The sequence below is a fragment of the Novosphingobium resinovorum genome (assembly GCF_001742225.1).
Classification (GTDB): Bacteria; Pseudomonadota; Alphaproteobacteria; order Sphingomonadales; family Sphingomonadaceae; genus Novosphingobium; species Novosphingobium resinovorum_A.
In genome coordinates this window covers 2,386,920-2,402,187 of sequence record NZ_CP017075.1, presented here as the reverse complement: position 1 = coordinate 2,402,187, position 15,268 = coordinate 2,386,920, and the positions used below count along the sequence as shown (strand labels likewise).

Genomic DNA, 15,268 nt, shown 5'->3' with positions numbered 1-15,268 from the left:
CCCATATCGCCATCTCCATTTCCTTCGCCGCCGGTATCGGGAGGCGTCGTCGAAGCGGCTGAAGTTCATGACCTAATCTACAGGCATCGTAATTGCAGCTTGCCTGAACCTAATCCAAGTGTAAGTCTTGGTGCCTTGGGAATAGCTGGTAGGGGGCAGTATGAATTTTCTCAGATATGTATCCGCTGTTGGTCTGCTCACGTTGTGCGCCACCGCCAACGCGCAACAGTGGAATGTTGACGCTCCAGTACCCTCCGTTCTGTCAAAGAGAACTTTTGCAGATCCGACTTCAGTGGCAATTTATAAAGATAAAGCCGAGGAGTTGGTAGGTCGTTGGGGTATACTTCGGCCGGATGGAGTCGTTGAGATCATGGCTGATCGTCCAGCCTCTTTTGGTAGCACAAACGTACCGGTTGTTAAGGTGACGCTGGAAAGCACCAAGCCTGTTTATCGGTCCGTGATTTCGAAGACGTCGGGACTGAAGGCTGTGATACCGATTATCGATCTCAATTTATCAAACGACGAAAAGGCGTCTATTCAGGTCTCGGATGTGGCACAATTCATCGTCTCGACAATGCCTCAGAGTTCTGATTGGGGGAAAAATTCAGAAGATCCGGGAGTAGGAAAGCCTCGCTTGGTTTATATTGGTGCAGCTCTTCTTTCGGTTGCCGAGGTATCGATTCTTAAAAAGAAGAGCGGTGGGATTACAGCGTTTTTCAGCGGAATTAATTTGGGTGCTGCCGGAAGTTTCGATCAAGATACATCGAGCATCACGAATGTGCTTTCAATTGCCATCTACGAACCCACGTGCCGCAAGCTCGCAAATTGCAATGTCCCTTCCGTCGGTAATGCTAACCTCGCCCCCTTAGCCGGAGCCGTGAAGGGTTTCCTGAGCTCGACGAAGACCGCTTCAGAAGGGTTGAAGTGAGTACTGATAGGCGCGCCTTCGGAAGGCGCGCCCACTAATCCGTCGTCGGTACCGCGGGCATTATAATCGTGGGGCAGGTTTCAAGCGCTCCGAATCCGTAAAATGCTAGTCTACTCCCCGCCCAAAATCTGTCACTTACACTCGTAGAAGCAACGACAATATGCTGCCAACAATCACTTGCGCTCAGGACACAAGTCCTGCGTCTGCGATCAGGTAGGTTGAACCGCGTTGGGATTGCCGGAGGCCAGTTTTTGTCAAATTAGGCAGCCAGTGGGACGTCGTCTAGCATGGCATAGTAGCGTTGCTCGGCTTCGACCGGCGGAATGTTTCCGATCGGCTCCGGCAGGTGCCTGTTGTTGAACCAATCAACCCACTCCAAGGTAGCGTATTCGATGGCTTCGAACGAGCGCCAGGGTCCTCGACGATGGATCACCTCGGCGACCGTTTGTCGTTTCGGCCAAAGCGTTCTCGTAGTTGTCGCCGACGCTATCGACGAACGGCTCGATGCTAGCTTCAGCGAGGCGCTCAGTGTATTTGATGGACGCGTATTGTGATCCGCGGTCGCTATGATGTACTAGGCCGCCGCGATGAACGAGCCATCGGTCGTGGATAGCCTGCTCCAGTGCATCCAGCACAAAGCTAGGGTGGGCTATCCGGCTGACACGCCAACCCACGATATAGCGGGCGTATACATCTATCACGAATGCAATGTAGACGAACCCCGCTCAGGTCGCGACATACGTGAAGTCGGAGACCCAAGGCATGTTCGGCGCCGGAGGACGCCCGCCTATCGGCCCAAGTGCAGACTATTCGCGGACGTCGGGCGCTTGCCTGGCTACTCGGCGCAGGGCTGCGAATGCGGTCCTGCCGAAGGTGTCGGGACCAATATCATCTCCGGCGAGCCAAGCCTGAGTTGATAGTTTCAGAATACCGATCGCGGCCGTTGCAGTGACGCGGCAGTCGATGTCGATCTCGGGGAGTCCCTTTCTCTCAGCAAGTGCCTGAGCGAGGACACGCTCGACCTTCTCGTACTTGGCCTGGTCGCCAGCGCTGAGCGCGGGGGTGTCCTGGATGAGCCTGGCAAGGTTGCGCGCCGGTTCCGAGAGGTGACTTTCCGCCAGTTCCAGAAACGCATTCTCGACCATGTCCAACAGAGGCTCTTCGACTGGTCGCCGCCCTATCGCCGCGGCAACGAGCGCCGGAAAATCGGCCTTGGTGGAGAAGACGATCTCCTCCTTAGACCCGAAATAATGGAACAGACTGCGCCGCGAGACGTCTGCAGCTGCAGCGATGTCGTCGAGCGTCGTCGCCTCGAACCCGTGCTCAAGGAAAAGGCGCATGGCTTCCTCCTGGATACGGGCGCGGGTCTGCGACCGCTTGCGCTCACGCAAGCCGACCGGAACAGGTGAGATTGTTTCTTGCACGTCTTGTATATTTGCACTGAGTGCACAATATCGCGCCCAGCGCCCTCCTGTGGCTGATCGATGCGAAGGATAGCAAATATGGCGAGCTGGACCACCAAGGATATTCCCGACCAATCCGGCAGGCTGGCGATCGTCACCGGAGCGACCGGTGGACTGGGCCTGGAGACAGCCCTTGCTCTGGCAGGAGCCGGGGCGGAGGTAATCGTTGCGGCCCGCAACCTTGACAAGGGGCGCGCTGCCGAAACCCTGATCCGCAGCCGCCACCCCGGGGCCCGGGTGCGCTTCGATCTCGTCGATCTCGCCAGCCTTGGTTCGGTTCGCGATTTTGCCGAACGGCAACTGACGAGTGGACGCCCGATCGATATCCTCGTCAACAATGCCGGCATCATGGCGCTGCCGCAGCGCGAAGCCACGATCGACGGCCATGAGATGCAGTTCGCCACTAACTATCTCTCGCATTTCGCGTTGACCGGGCGGCTGCTGCCCATTCTGATCGCGGGCAGGGCGCGCGTGGTCGAGGTCGCCAGCATTGCCCATCGCAGTGGCAGCATCCGGCTCGATGACCTCGAGTATGTGCAAGGTTACAAGCCCTGGCCGGTCTATGCGCAGTCCAAGCTTGCGATGCTGATGTTCGCGCTCGAGCTTGACCGGCGCAGCAAGGCCAAGGGCTGGGGGCTCACCAGCGTCGCGGCGCACCCGGGCGCAGCTGCCACCGACCTCATCGCAAACGGCCCCGGTCCGGGCAGTCGGTTGATGGCTTGGGGCGGCTCGATTGCGCTCAAGCTGATCGGCCATTCTGCCGCTGAAGGCGCATTGCCGCAAGTGATGGCAGCGACCATGCCAAGCATCAGCGGCGGCCAGTATTTCGGGCCTCAGGGTCTGCGCGAACTGAAGGGGCCGCCGGGCCCCGGCAAGATCGAACCGCAGGCGCTGGATGCCGACGTGGCCGCGCAGCTCTGGTCCCGGTCCGAGGCGATGACCGGCGTGACCTTCGGTTGAACCCCAGGCAATGTTCCACCTGATCTTCGCACTACCGTGGGCCTACGTCGTGGCGCGCACGCTGTTGCCGCTGCCCTGGGCGGACGGCATCAAACTGACAGTCGCTTTGGTCCTGCTCATCGGCTCACAGTCCCATCTGTGGAGCCGTCTCTCGTCGGGATCGGTCTTCAGCCCGGAGTTCCCGCGCCCGCTTATCATCCTGCTCAATTGGCTGTTCGGAGGCATCGCCTTGCTGGCTGTCTTCCAGATCGCGCTCGACGCGTTGAGGCTGGCTGCGACGATAGCCGGGATCGGCGGCGCGGCGCCTTGGGTCGAAGCGCGCTATGCCATTGCCGGGGTGGCCTTCGTGCTGGCGGCGATCGGCGTGTGGCAAGCCATCGGCGTGCCGCGCCTGCGTAAAGTCTCGATAGCGATCCGGAACCTTCCGGAAGCCTTCGACGGCTATACCCTCGTTCACCTCACTGACTTGCATATCAGCAGGCTCTTTCCCGCGAGCTGGACCCGCGCCGTGGTCGAGGCGGCCAATCGTCTGGAGCCTGACCTGATCCTGATAACGGGGGACGTGATCGACGGCAGCGTCGAGAACCGGCGTGCAGGCGTCGAAGCCTTGCGCGGACTGAGTGCGCGCGATGGGGTCTGGCTCAGCCCCGGTAATCACGAATACCTCTCCGGTTACGATGCGTGGATGGCGCACCTTGCCTCGCTGGGCATGCGGGTGCTGGCGAATGCTCACGCTGTGATTGAGCGCAGCGATGCCGCGCTGGTCGTCGCCGGCCTCACCGATCCGTCGGCGCGTAGTGTTGGCAAGCCGCTCCCGGACCTCGGGAAGGCGCTCGATGGTTCGCCGTTAGGCGCACCGATCGTCCTGCTCGATCACGAGCCCGGGCAGGCGCGCGAAGCGGCGGAGCGCGGTGTTGCGCTGCAACTATCAGGGCACACTCATGGTGGCATGATCGTCGGGCTCGACCGTCTGGTCGCGCGAGGCAATGGCGGCTTCGTCTCGGGATGCTACGCTGTTGGCGACATGGCCCTCTACGTCAACAACGGCACCGGCATCTGGCCGGGGTTCGCTCTGAGGTTGGGCAAGCCTTCCGAACTGACCTTGATCACCTTGCATCGCGCGATCGGCTGAGCGCGCTGCCACTGAGCGTGTGGTGTGAGGTCGATCGGTTTCCATGCGCTTTGGCAGCTCCGAAGGTTCACGTCTGATCGCGCAGCAGTCCGACTTTCGCTTGGCTGTTGCTGAAGCTAGAGAGCCGGACATGGTGACCGTCTCGCCCGATGCCTATAATCGAGCCGCTTCGCTGCTGGCCGAAAATCCCGAATACCGTGTGCTGCGCAAGCTTCGTCCGGTGGCGGGGTTTCATCGCCCGGTGCCTGGCGCTCGCAATCGGATCGGCGTTGCGATTGATGTCGAGACCACCGGACTGGACTACGAATCCGACCGGATCATCGAACTCGCCCTGCAGCGATTTCGCTACGACGATGCCGGGCGCATCGTGCAGGTCGGTCAGGCCCGCGTGTGGCGTGAAGATCCGGGCGTGCCCCTCGATCCCAGGATAACGAAACTGACCGGCCTGACCGATGAGGTCGTGGCGGACCAGGTGATCGACGATACCCTTGCGCTCGAAATCCTGACCTCCGCCGATCTGATCGTCGCCCACAATGCGCGTTTCGATCGGCCATTCGTCGATCGCAGACTACCCGCGCTTGCCGGCAAGGCCTGGGCCTGCTCGATGTCCGAACTGGACTGGCTCGAACTCGGCTTCGACGGGCGTGCGCTTGCCCATCTCGTCTCGCAGTGCGGCTGGTTCTATGAAGGTCACCGGGCCGAAAACGACATCCTAGCGCTCATATACCTGCTCGCGCATGACTTGCCGGACGGTGAGACCGTGATGGCCAGGCTGATCGCATGTTCGGAGCGGTCGTCTTTCCAGGTGAATGCGGTCGACGCTCCCTTCGATTCCAAGGACCGTCTGAAGGCGCGGGGCTATCGCTGGAATCCTGCGTTGCGTTTCTGGACCACCGAGATCGCGGAAGCGGATCACGACGCGGAGCGAGCCTGGCTGATGAGCGAGGTCTATTACCGGGCATGGTGAGCCGGCATTCATTCCTGTCAGCGCCTGCGAACGGCATTCCCGGGCAGTGTGAATCCGCCAGTCTGAGGAATGCGCTGATCGATGCTTTCCTCGGCATCTTGCGTTTGGGTTGTGGACACGGCCGTCGGATGGGTGAGTTTCTTCCCTGATCCTTTTCGTGTCGCAGAATCGGGGTAGCTTGAAGGGCAGGATAGGTGCTGCCCCGCGCCTTTGGCGCGGCCGCGCTCTATCACCTTTTCGAAGGTGATCGTAAGTAGTCGAAAGCCACGGGAAACCGGGGTTTTTTGCTTTTCTGGTGATCGCGGGTTGCGGCTAGAAGAATCCGCCGTAACCGCATCGAGGCGCTTCTAGGGCTTTCGTTCGGCCAGCTCCCGCCTTGGATGGATCCAGGCGTCCGCTTCGCCAAACCGATATGTTTTTAGACGGGAAGGTCGATCCTGGCGGAATCGCCAAATTCAACGGGGTCAGGCGTGGCGCCGGATCACCTCGACGAACGCGTCGCCATAGGCTTCCAGCTTGCGTGTTCCGACGCCCCCGACCAAGCCGAGTTCCGCCAGTGAGGATGGGCGTGAGCCGGCCATTTCGCGCAAGGTCGAATCGTGGAAGATGACGTAGGGCGGGACGCCTGCCTCCTTTGCCAGCTCGCGGCGCAACTCGCGCAGCGCCTCGAACAAAGGGTCGCCGACGGGATTGGCTCCGGCATCTCCCCCGCGCGAGCGGCGTTTGCGGTCCTGTTTGGGTGGCACGACGATCGCTACAGCAGCCTCCCCCTTCAGGATCGCGCGAGCGTCTCCTCCCAGCGCAAGACCGCCGTGCTCGGTCGCGGTCAGGCTGCCACGCGCCTGCAGAGCGCGGGCAAGCGCTTTCAGCAGCGGCTTTTCGTCTTCGGTGAGGATGCCGAACACCGACAGCCTGTCATGCCCGCGCTGCAGCACGCGGTCATCGGAAACGCCGGTCAGCACCTTTTCCAGATGACCCAGGCCATAGGACTGCCCAGTGCGATAGACGGCCGATAGCAGCTTGCGCGCGACATCGGTGACATCGACCACGCCGACAGGCTGGAGGCAGTTGTCGCAGTTGCCGCAAGTCTGCGCCGGGGTTTCGCCGAAGTGACGCAGCAACACGGCGCGGCGGCATTCGGCGGTTTCGACCAGACCGGCCAGCGAATCGAGGCGCTGGCGTTCGCTCTGCTGGCGGTGAGGCTCGATCTCGGACAGGCGCTGGCGCGCTCGCGCGAAGTCGTCGGCGCCCCAGAACATGATGGCCACCGAAGGATCGCCATCGCGCCCGGCGCGGCCGGTTTCCTGGTAGTAGCCCTCGATCGACTTGGGGATGCCCGCATGGGCGACGAAGCGCACGTCGGGCTTGTCGATGCCCATGCCGAAGGCGACCGTGGCGACCATCACCATGTCCTCGCTCGCCACGAATGCGGCCTGGTTGCGCGCGCGGACTTCGGGCGGGAGGCCTGCGTGATAGGGCAGCACGCGGCGGCCGGTGTCGCGGGCAAGGCTCTCGGCCAGCTGCTCTACGCGTGCGCGGGTGGGGGCGTAGATAATCCCCGGACCGGGATTCTCCTCGACCACCGCCTTGAGCTGACGGCCTACGCTCTCGCGCGGGCGAATGGCATAACGGATGTTCGGCCGGTCGAACCCGGCGACGATCAGCCCCTCGTCGGGAATACCGAGTTGTGCGAGGATATCGCTGCGGGTGTGGTTGTCCGCAGTCGCCGTCAGCGCCAGCCGTGGGACTTGCGGGAACGCATCGAGCAAAGGGCGCAGCAGGCGGTAATCGGGACGGAAATCGTGGCCCCATTCGGAGACGCAGTGCGCCTCGTCGATCGCAAAGAGACCGACCCGGGCCGATAGCAGCAGTTCGCGGAAGTGCGGCTGGCTGGCGCGTTCCGGGGCGATGTAGAGCAGGTCCAGCTCGCCGGCGCGAAAGGCGTCCATGGTCGCCCCGCGATCGGTGTCGGCGCTGGTCAGGGTGGCGGCGCGGATGCCGTTGGCGCGGGCGGAGCGCAACTGGTCGTGCATCAGCGCGATCAGCGGCGAGACGACCACGCACGTGCCCTGCAGCAGCACGGCGGGCAACTGGTAGGTCAACGACTTGCCCGCACCGGTGGGCATGATCGCCAGCGTCGACTGGCCGTGGATAACGCGATCGACCACCAAATCCTGTACGCCGCGAAAGCCCGAGAAACCGAAGACGTCGTGCAGCGCTTTCGACACCGCCTCGCCGGAGGGTGGCGGCGCGGGGGTCCAGTCAACCTCGGGTGCATAAGGGTCGATCATGTCGGCGTCGGGTTCGCCGTAGAAGGTCGTCTCGAAAGGCCAGTCGTCGTCGTTCACGGTGCGCGTTATGGCAGATCAGGACGGCGAGGGGAAACCATCGGCAGGCAAGTTTCCGGTAATTTAACGACGATCGGCCCACAATTGCGGGTGCTTCAGCAGCAACGCCTGCGCGAGGATCAGCGTCTTTGCGTCTGACAGTTCTCCGCAGAGCGCCATGTCGCGCAAGGCGTCGAGCCCGATCTCGTGGACGGTGATGTTCTCATCCTCGTCGTGCGCACCGCCGCCCGCAGCGATGCGGTCTTCGTGTGCATACTGCGCGAGATAGAGCTGTACTCGCTCGGTCGAGGCGGGGCACAGCGACCACATGTTGGTCACCGGTTCGAGATCGGAAATGCGCAGGCCGCCTTCTTCGAAGGCTTCTTCGACGATGCGCGCCTCTGGCGAAGTGCCGTCGAGGTTACCGGCAATGGCCTCCAGCAGTGGCGGTTCGCCCGCATCGAGCACGCCCGCGCGCGGCTGGTCGATCAGCATGCACACCCGGCGCACCGGATCGTATGGCAGCACCGCCACGGCCGAGCCATTGTCAAGCAAATGGCGCTCCACCACGACACCGTCGGGCATTTCCACTTCGAGGCGATAGAACTTGTACCATCCGTCGTAGACGAGCGTTCGACTGATGATGCGGGAAGAAATGGTGCGTGCTGCGGTCATGGGATCAGGGTGGTGGCGCAGTGTTCATGTTGCAAGTGCGAATAAGCCTTTTGGGCAGTTGTGGCATATCCCTAGCCGGGCGGTAGCGATGGCTTTGCCGGGAGCCTGATAATTCTCCGAGTGCTGCAAACGATTGAATGTGAATCGGCCCAAGGGGTGGGAGGCAGCCGTCAGAATCGGGAAGAGACAAAGATGGGTTGCCATGCACACGACGCGTCCGCGAAAAACGAGGATTACCGGCTGTCCTGGTTGAGCGAGATCGAGTTCGCCGAAAAGGCGCATGTGCTCAAGATGCTGGCGCGCGAAGTAGGGCAGGATCATGCGGCGGCAATCGACGAGTTGGCTTGCCGGGGGCTCGACGCTGCCCTGGCGGTGCTCACAGTAGCCGTGGGCGAGAACGTGGCCGATGCCTACCTGCGCCACCGCGCGCTGTGGCGGGCGGGGCAGGCGGGCTGAAAGTGGCGCCGTCCCGCAGCAAGTCGGGGACGGCGCATCGCTTTAATCCAGATTGGGCCGCAGCCAGCGTTCGGCGGTAGGAAGATCCACATCGCGGCGCACGGCGTAGTCCTCCAACTGGTCGCGGCCGATACGGGCGACGCCGAAGTACTGGCTTTCCGGGTGCGCGAAGTAGAAGCCCGAAACCGCCGCCGTCGGCAGCATCGCCTGGCTTTCGGTCAGGACGATGCCGGCGTTGTCCTGCGCCTTGAGCAGATCGAACAGGATGGGCTTGAGCGAATGGTCCGGGCAGGCGGGATAGCCCGGCGCCGGGCGAATGCCGCGATATTCCTCGCGGATCAGCGCTTCGTTGGTGAACTGCTCGTCCGGCGCATAGCCCCACAGGGTCGTACGGACATGGGCGTGGAGGCGTTCGGCGAAGGCTTCGGCGAAGCGGTCGGCCAGGGCCTTGAGCAGGATGTCCGAGTAGTCATCGTGGGCGGCCTTGAAGCGTTCCAGATGCGGCTCGATGCCGTGAATGCCCACCGCGAAACCGCCGAGCCAGTCGCCCGCTGGATCGATGAAGTCCGACAGGCAGAAGTTTGCGCGGCCGCGCGACTTCTTGAACTGCTGGCGCAGCATTGGCAGGCGGGTTGCCCCGGAATCGCCGGCATCGAGGAGAACGTCGTCACCGTCCGAGCGGGCTGGCCAGAAGGCGCAGACGCCGCGCGCAGTCAGCCATTTCTCGTCGATGATCTTTGCCAGCATCGCCTGCGCATCGGCAAAGAGGCTGGTGGCGCTTTCGCCGACGACCTCGTCTGTCAGGATTGCGGGGTAATTGCCCGCCAGCTCCCAGGCGCGGAAGAACGGGGTCCAGTCGAAGGTCTCGACCAGATCCTTGAGGTCCCATTCCTCGAAGACATGCAGACCCGGCTGCGCGGGCGCGGCGGGTTTCTGGGTGAAGTCGGTGGGGAAGGCGTTGGCGCGCGCCTCGGCGAGCGGCAGCAGGTCGCTCTGGCCCTTGTTGGCGCGGGCCTCGCGCACCTTCTCGTAGTCGATCGCGACCGAGGACTTGAAGCCCTCCGCCTGCGTGTCGGACAAGAGCTGCGAGGCGACGCCCACCGCGCGGCTGGCGTCGAGCACGTGGACCACGGTGCCGGTATAGGCCGGGTCGATGCGCAGCGCTGTGTGGACCTTGGACGTCGTCGCGCCGCCGATCAGCAGCGGGATGTTCATCTCGGCGCGCTGCATTTCCTCGGCCACGGTCACCATCTCGTCCAATGAGGGGGTGATGAGGCCGGACAGGCCGATGATGTCGGCCTCGTTCTCGTTCGCCGATTCGAGGATCTTCGACCACGGCACCATGACGCCAAGGTCGATCACTTCGTAGCCGTTGCACTGGAGCACGACGCCGACGATGTTCTTGCCGATATCATGCACGTCACCCTTGACGGTGGCCATGATGATGCGGCCCTTCGCCTTGGACTTGGCGTCCTTCTCCGCCTCGATGAAGGGGATGAGGTGCGCGACCGCCTTCTTCATCACGCGCGCGGATTTCACGACTTGCGGGAGGAACATCTTGCCGCTGCCGAACAAGTCGCCGACCACGTTCATGCCGCCCATCAGCGGGCCTTCGATCACCTCGATCGGGCGGCCACCGGCAGCGGCGATCGCGGCGCGGGCCTCCTCGGTGTCTTCCACCACGTAGGCGTCGATGCCGCGCACCAGGGCGTGTTCGATGCGCTTGGTGACGTCCCAGCCGCGCCATTCCTCGGCGGCCTTTTCGGCGACGGTGTCCTTGCCCTTGTAGCTCTCGGCCAGTTCGATGAGGCGTTCGGTGGAGGTCTTGCCGTCCTCGCCCACGCCGGGGCGGCGCATCATGATGACGTCTTCGCAGGCCTCGCGCAGCGCCGGGTCGATCTGGTCGTAGACGTCGAGCTGCCCCGCGTTGACGATCGCCATGTCCAGCCCCGCCGGGATCGCGTGGTACAGGAATATCGAGTGCATCGCGCGGCGCACCGTCTCGTTGCCGCGGAAGCTGAATGAGAGGTTCGACAGGCCGCCCGAGAAGTGGACGTGCGGGCAGCGCGCGCGGATTTCCGCCACCGCCTCGATGAAGTCGAGCCCGTAGCGGTCATGCTCCTCGATGCCAGTGGCGACGGCGAAGACGTTGGGGTCGAAGATGATGTCCTCCGGCGGGAAACCGATGCCGACGAGCAGCTTGTAGGCGCGCTCGCAGATTTCGATCTTGCGCTCCTTGGTGTCGGCCTGCCCGGTCTCGTCGAAGGCCATGACGACCACGGCGGCGCCATAGGCCATGCACTTGCGCGCATGTTCCAGGAACGGCTCGACGCCTTCCTTCATCGAGATGGAATTGACGATCGGCTTGCCCGACACGCACTTCAGCCCCGCCTCGATCACGTCCCACTTGGAGCTGTCGACCATCACCGGCACGCGGGCGATGTCCGGCTCAGCGGCGATCAGCTTGAGGTAGGTGGTCATCGCCTCGACGGCATCGAGCAGGCCCTCGTCCATGTTGACGTCGATGACCTGCGCGCCGTTCTCCACCTGCTGGCGGGCGACTTCGATGGCAGCGGGATAGTCGCCGGCCATGACCAGCTTCTTGAACTTCGCGGAGCCGGTGACGTTGGTGCGCTCGCCGATGTTGACGAAACGGGAGCCGGAAGGGGTGGCGGTCATGGGTGTTGTTCTCGGTTCAGGAGGTGCGTTTGATCAATGGTGCGTGCTGGCCCACCCCCAGCCCCTCCCGCAAGCGGGAGGGGAGAGGAACAGTAACTTCCCTCCCGCTTGCGGGAGGGGCTGGGGGTGGGCAAAGCGGCATGGCGCTACAGCACCCGCGCCAGCACGAAGTCGTCGTAAGTCTTGCCGCCGACGTCGAACCGGCGGGTGCCGATCGTCTCGAAGCCGTGCTTGGCATAGAAGGAGAATGCGCGGTGGTTATCGTCCTTGACGCCCAGAAGCAGCCGCGAACGGCCTGCCGACTCCGCAACGACCGCCTGCATCAACGAACTGGCGATCGTCGATCCCTGAAAGCGCGAGAGGATGTAGATGCGCTTCAGCTCGATGTCCCCTTGCTGCGGATGCTCGATCTCGGGCTCGCACAGCAGCGCATAGCCCACCGGCGCGCCGCCGGGCTCAATCTCCGCCAGCCACGCCTTCGCGCCCTTGGCGAAATAGGCGCGGTAGGTCTCGGCCGAATGCTGCTTCGCGCAGTGCGCGACGAGACCCACGCCGTCGATCACGCCTGCGAAGCTCTCGAGGAAGGTTGCCGCACCCACTAGAGCGAGCGCGTCGGCATCGTCCGGCCCGGCCGGACGTAGGCGCCAGATCGGCAGCGAATCCATCAGCCGGCCATCGTGAAGGGTTCGAGGCCCGCCAAGCGCGTCACCGGCTGCAGTTCGGGCAGATGGCGCGGCGCCATGCCGGTCACCTTGTCGGCGATGGCCTTGATGTGCGCCGGGGTCGAACCGCAGCAGCCGCCCAGCACGTTGACCTGACCCGCGATCGCCCATTCGCCGACGAAGGCTGCCGTAGTGTCCGGCATCTCGTCGTAGGCGCCCAGTTCGTTGGGAAGCCCGGCGTTGGGGTAGATCATGATGAGTGTGTCGGCGATCTCCGACAGCGTCTTCACGTGCGGACGCAGCTGGGTGGCGCCGAACGAGCAGTTCAGGCCTATGGTCACCGGCTTGGCATGACGAACCGCATGCCAGAACGCCTCGACCGTGTGGCCCGAGAGGTTGCGGCCCGACAAGTCGGTCAACGTCATCGACAGCATGATCGGCACTTCACGGCCGAGTTCCTGTTCGAGATAGCGCACCGCCATCACGCCCGCCTTGGCGTTGAGCGTATCGAACACCGTCTCGATCAGGATGAAGTCCGCTCCGCCTTCGACCAGGGCCGCGGCCTGTTCCTTGTAGACGTCGACCAGCGTGTCCCAGTCGATCTCGCGGTAGCCCGGATCGTTGACGTCGGGGCTGAGCGAGAGCGTCTTGTTGGTCGGCCCGATTGCGCCCGCCACGAAGCGCGGGCGGCCATCCTTCGCCTGATATTCGTCGGCGAGGCGGCGGGCCAGCTTTGCCGATTCAACGTTGATCTCGCGAACCAGATGCTCGGCGCCGTAGTCGGCCTGGCTGATGCGGTTAGCGGAGAAGGTGTTAGTCTCGGCAATGTCCGCGCCGGCTTCGAAGTAGGCACGGTGGATGGACTCCGGCACCTCGGGCTTGGTCAGCGCGAGGATGTCGTTGTTGCCCTTCTGGTCGTGGGACAGGCCGAGGTCGCCCGCGTAGTCGGCTTCCGAGAGCTTCCAGTTCTGGATCTCGGTGCCGAACGCGCCGTCGGTGATGAGGATGCGCTTGGCCGCCTCGGCGAGGAAGGTTTCACGGACGCTCATGCGACAAGTTCCTTGACGGGACGCAGGCCGAGAAGCTGGCAGATCGCGTAAGCCTGCTCGGCACGGTTGAGGGTGTAGAAGTGGAAATCGCGGGACCCGCCTTCATACAGGCGCTTGCAGAGGTCCGCCGCCGCGACGGCGGCAACCAGCGCGCGCGGGCCGGGGCGATCGTCGAGGCCGTCGAACATCGTCTCCAGCCAGCCGGGGATCTCGGTGTTGCCGGACATGCGCCGGATCGCGGCGAAGCTGGTGACCGGCATGATGCCCGGCAGGATCGGTACGGTAATGCCTGCCGCCAGCGCCTTGTCCATGAAGCGGAAGTAGGCGTCGGTCGAGAAGAAGAACTGCGTGATCGCGCGGGTGGCGCCGGCGTCGATCTTGCGCTTCAGGTTGTCGAGGTCGGCCTCGGCGCTCACCGCTTCGGGGTGGACTTCGGGATAGGCCGCGACCGAGACTTCGAAATCGTGGCGCTTGCGGATGCCTTCGACCAGCTGCGCGGCGCTGGCATAGCCTTCGGGATGCGGCACGAAGCGGCCGCCGTCCGCCGGCAGCGGATCGCCGCGGAGCGCGACGATGTGGCGCACGCCCGCTTCCCAGTACTGATCGACCACTTCGTCGATCTCGCCCTTGCTGGCGGCGACGCAGGTAAGGTGCGCGGCGGGAACCAGCGCGGTCTCCTTCACGATCCGTGAGACGGTGGCGTGGGTGCGCTCACGGGTGGAGCCGCCCGCGCCATAGGTTACCGACACGAAGGCCGGGTCGAGCGGGGCAAGCTGGGTGATTGCGTCCCACAGCTGCTCCTCCATCTTCTCCGACTTGGGCGGGAAGAATTCGAAGGAGACGGAAATGTCGCCGGGCAACCCTGCGAAAATCGGGGTTTCTGCGGCGCGTGGGGAAGCGGTCATCAAACGGTCTCTCGGTTTTCAGGGCGCGCGGTTACACCATCGCGCCGCGCAGTCCAGATTTTAACGGTGAGCGGGTCGCCCGGCAGAGCGACGGGCTCGGCCGGGGTGAGGCCCGCGGAAGCGAGATGGGCGAGCATCTGCTCGTCCGAAAAGCCGAGACGGGCGTGCGCATGGCGCTCGCGCATTTCCTCGCGCTCGTGCGCGGCAAGGTCGACGACGGCGATGCGCCCGCCCGGCCGCAGCACGCGCGCGGCTTCGGTCAGCACGACGGAGGGGTCCTGCGCGAAGTGGAGCACCTGATGGAAGAGCACGGTGTCGAAGGCGTCGGGCGCGAAGGGCAGGGCGGTGAAGTCGCCCTGCACCAGATCGACCTTGTCGGCGGGCAGGTCCTGCAATCGGGCGCGGGCGATGCGCAGCATCTCGGGGCTCTTGTCGAGCGCCGTCACCCGTCCCGCGCGCGCGGACAGAAGCTGTGCCATGCGCCCTGTGCCGGTGCCGACATCGAGCAACCCGCCGATCGTCTCCTCGCCCAGCGCGCGAAGCAGCGCGGCCTCGACCGGTTCGTCGGCGCCGTGGAGGCGGCGCAGCGTGTCCCATTCGGCGGCGTGGCGGGCGAAGTAGGCTTCGGCGCTCGCCTCGCGCCCGGCGCGGATCGCGGCGAGGTGGCGGCGGTCCTCGGCGCAGCGGGCGGCGAACTGGCTGTCGTCACGCTCGGCGACGTTGAGGAGATTCGCGGCCGCCGTGCCGAGCGATGATTCGCCCTGTTCGGATACGGCGATTCTCAGGAAGACCCAGCTGCCTTCCTTGCGCCGCTCGGCCAATCCGGCGTCGCACAGAATCTTTATATGGCGCGAAACGCGCGGCTGGCTCTGGCCGAGGACTTGCGCAAGCTCCCCCACGGCAAGCTCCATATGCGCGAGCAGACGCAGCATACGCAGGCGCGTCGGCTCCGAAAGAGCGCGCAGAAGAGGGTCGATCCGCATGCCGGATCATATAAAGATATCTTTATATGTGTGCAAGCCCTAGGAATTCTGCGGATTTCCGCCTGTCGTATTCCTATTTGCG

At 63.8% G+C, this 15,268-nt stretch carries 13 protein-coding genes and 1 pseudogene; 5 read left to right on the top strand and 9 right to left on the bottom strand.

All coding sequences use genetic code 11. From position 1 onward, the window contains the following. Positions 1-160: 160 nt before the first annotated feature. On the top strand, positions 161-928 hold the full coding sequence (locus BES08_RS32835) for a hypothetical protein (protein ID WP_156799844.1): 768 nt from the start codon (positions 161-163) through the stop codon (positions 926-928). Positions 929-1,187: 259 nt separating this feature from the next. On the opposite strand, the pseudogene BES08_RS31790 reads toward BES08_RS32835, so the two are convergent. Together BES08_RS31790 and BES08_RS11305 are read right to left on the bottom strand one after the other, a co-directional pair. Continuing rightward, positions 1,188-1,698: pseudogene (locus BES08_RS31790) on the bottom strand (DDE-type integrase/transposase/recombinase); the annotation flags it as partial. Positions 1,699-1,734: 36 nt separating this feature from the next. Further along, positions 1,735-2,319 carry a TetR/AcrR family transcriptional regulator gene (locus BES08_RS11305; RefSeq protein ID WP_231957977.1) on the bottom strand — a complete coding sequence of 195 codons (585 nt, stop codon included), beginning with the start codon at positions 2,317-2,319 and terminating at the stop codon, positions 1,735-1,737. A 111-nt stretch (positions 2,320-2,430) separates the two neighbouring features. On the opposite strand from BES08_RS11305, the gene BES08_RS11300 reads away from it, so the two are divergent. The 3 genes from BES08_RS11300 to BES08_RS11290 all read left to right on the top strand — a co-directional run bounded on the left by BES08_RS11300 (position 2,431) and on the right by BES08_RS11290 (position 5,450). Beyond that, positions 2,431-3,351 carry an SDR family oxidoreductase gene (locus tag BES08_RS11300; RefSeq protein WP_069708332.1) on the top strand — a complete coding sequence of 307 codons (921 nt, stop codon included), beginning with the start codon at positions 2,431-2,433 and terminating at the stop codon, positions 3,349-3,351. Positions 3,352-3,361: 10 nt separating this feature from the next. Beyond that, complete coding sequence (locus BES08_RS11295; RefSeq protein WP_069708331.1) at positions 3,362-4,483, top strand: metallophosphoesterase; 1,122 nt, start codon at positions 3,362-3,364, stop codon at positions 4,481-4,483. 130 nt (positions 4,484-4,613) lie between these two features. Continuing rightward, positions 4,614-5,450, top strand: coding sequence for a 3'-5' exonuclease (locus BES08_RS11290; RefSeq protein WP_231957954.1), 837 nt, complete (start codon positions 4,614-4,616; stop codon positions 5,448-5,450). A gap of 464 nt (positions 5,451-5,914) precedes the next feature. Here BES08_RS11290 and recQ read toward each other — a convergent pair whose 3' ends face one another. Beyond that, positions 5,915-7,798, bottom strand: coding sequence for a DNA helicase RecQ (gene recQ / locus BES08_RS11285; protein WP_008833161.1), 1,884 nt, complete (start codon positions 7,796-7,798; stop codon positions 5,915-5,917). Between the two features lie 63 nt (positions 7,799-7,861). Continuing rightward, on the bottom strand, positions 7,862-8,452 hold the full coding sequence (locus BES08_RS11280) for an NUDIX hydrolase (RefSeq protein WP_008833160.1): 591 nt from the start codon (positions 8,450-8,452) through the stop codon (positions 7,862-7,864). A gap of 192 nt (positions 8,453-8,644) precedes the next feature. Here BES08_RS11280 and BES08_RS11275 point away from each other — a divergent pair, with 192 nt between their 5' ends. Next, a complete protein-coding gene (locus BES08_RS11275) occupies positions 8,645-8,908 on the top strand; it encodes a hypothetical protein (protein WP_069708330.1) in 264 nt (87 codons plus the stop codon). A 42-nt stretch (positions 8,909-8,950) separates the two neighbouring features. Here the strand turns inward: BES08_RS11275 and metH are convergent, their stop codons facing one another. From metH to BES08_RS11250, 5 genes are all read right to left on the bottom strand, one after another. Further along, positions 8,951-11,587, bottom strand: a complete 2,637-nt coding sequence (metH, locus tag BES08_RS11270) for a methionine synthase (RefSeq protein ID WP_008833158.1) — start codon at positions 11,585-11,587, stop codon at positions 8,951-8,953. Between the two features lie 146 nt (positions 11,588-11,733). After that, on the bottom strand, positions 11,734-12,252 hold the full coding sequence (locus BES08_RS11265; RefSeq protein ID WP_069708329.1) for a GNAT family N-acetyltransferase: 519 nt from the start codon (positions 12,250-12,252) through the stop codon (positions 11,734-11,736). After that, positions 12,252-13,298: a homocysteine S-methyltransferase family protein gene (locus BES08_RS11260; RefSeq protein ID WP_069708328.1), complete on the bottom strand. Its 1,047-nt coding sequence runs from the start codon at positions 13,296-13,298 to the stop codon at positions 12,252-12,254. Before BES08_RS11260 ends, BES08_RS11265 begins: the two co-directional genes overlap by 1 nt. Further along, the gene (gene metF, locus BES08_RS11255) at positions 13,295-14,203 is read right to left on the bottom strand and encodes a methylenetetrahydrofolate reductase [NAD(P)H] (RefSeq protein WP_069709226.1); all 909 of its coding nucleotides are present in this window, start codon (positions 14,201-14,203) and stop codon (positions 13,295-13,297) included. The genes BES08_RS11260 and metF overlap by 4 nt, the downstream gene beginning before the upstream one ends. Beyond that, the gene (locus tag BES08_RS11250) at positions 14,203-15,186 is read right to left on the bottom strand and encodes an ArsR/SmtB family transcription factor (protein ID WP_069708327.1); all 984 of its coding nucleotides are present in this window, start codon (positions 15,184-15,186) and stop codon (positions 14,203-14,205) included. Before BES08_RS11250 ends, metF begins: the two co-directional genes overlap by 1 nt. Positions 15,187-15,268: the final 82 nt, after the last annotated feature.

Coding starts and splice junctions, on each gene's coding strand:
- BES08_RS11295 (WP_069708331.1), top strand. CDS start 3,362: ATGTTCCACCTGATCTTCGCACTACCGTGGGCCTACGTCGTGGCGCGC.
- BES08_RS11290 (WP_231957954.1), top strand. CDS start 4,614: ATGGTGACCGTCTCGCCCGATGCCTATAATCGAGCCGCTTCGCTGCTG.
- BES08_RS11260 (WP_069708328.1), bottom strand. CDS start 13,298: ATGAGCGTCCGTGAAACCTTCCTCGCCGAGGCGGCCAAGCGCATCCTC.
- BES08_RS11265 (WP_069708329.1), bottom strand. CDS start 12,252: ATGGATTCGCTGCCGATCTGGCGCCTACGTCCGGCCGGGCCGGACGAT.
- BES08_RS11250 (WP_069708327.1), bottom strand. CDS start 15,186: ATGCGGATCGACCCTCTTCTGCGCGCTCTTTCGGAGCCGACGCGCCTG.
- metF (WP_069709226.1), bottom strand. CDS start 14,203: ATGACCGCTTCCCCACGCGCCGCAGAAACCCCGATTTTCGCAGGGTTG.
- BES08_RS11280 (WP_008833160.1), bottom strand. CDS start 8,452: ATGACCGCAGCACGCACCATTTCTTCCCGCATCATCAGTCGAACGCTC.
- BES08_RS32835 (WP_156799844.1), top strand. CDS start 161: ATGAATTTTCTCAGATATGTATCCGCTGTTGGTCTGCTCACGTTGTGC.
- metH (WP_008833158.1), bottom strand. CDS start 11,587: ATGACCGCCACCCCTTCCGGCTCCCGTTTCGTCAACATCGGCGAGCGC.
- BES08_RS11275 (WP_069708330.1), top strand. CDS start 8,645: ATGGGTTGCCATGCACACGACGCGTCCGCGAAAAACGAGGATTACCGG.
- BES08_RS11300 (WP_069708332.1), top strand. CDS start 2,431: ATGGCGAGCTGGACCACCAAGGATATTCCCGACCAATCCGGCAGGCTG.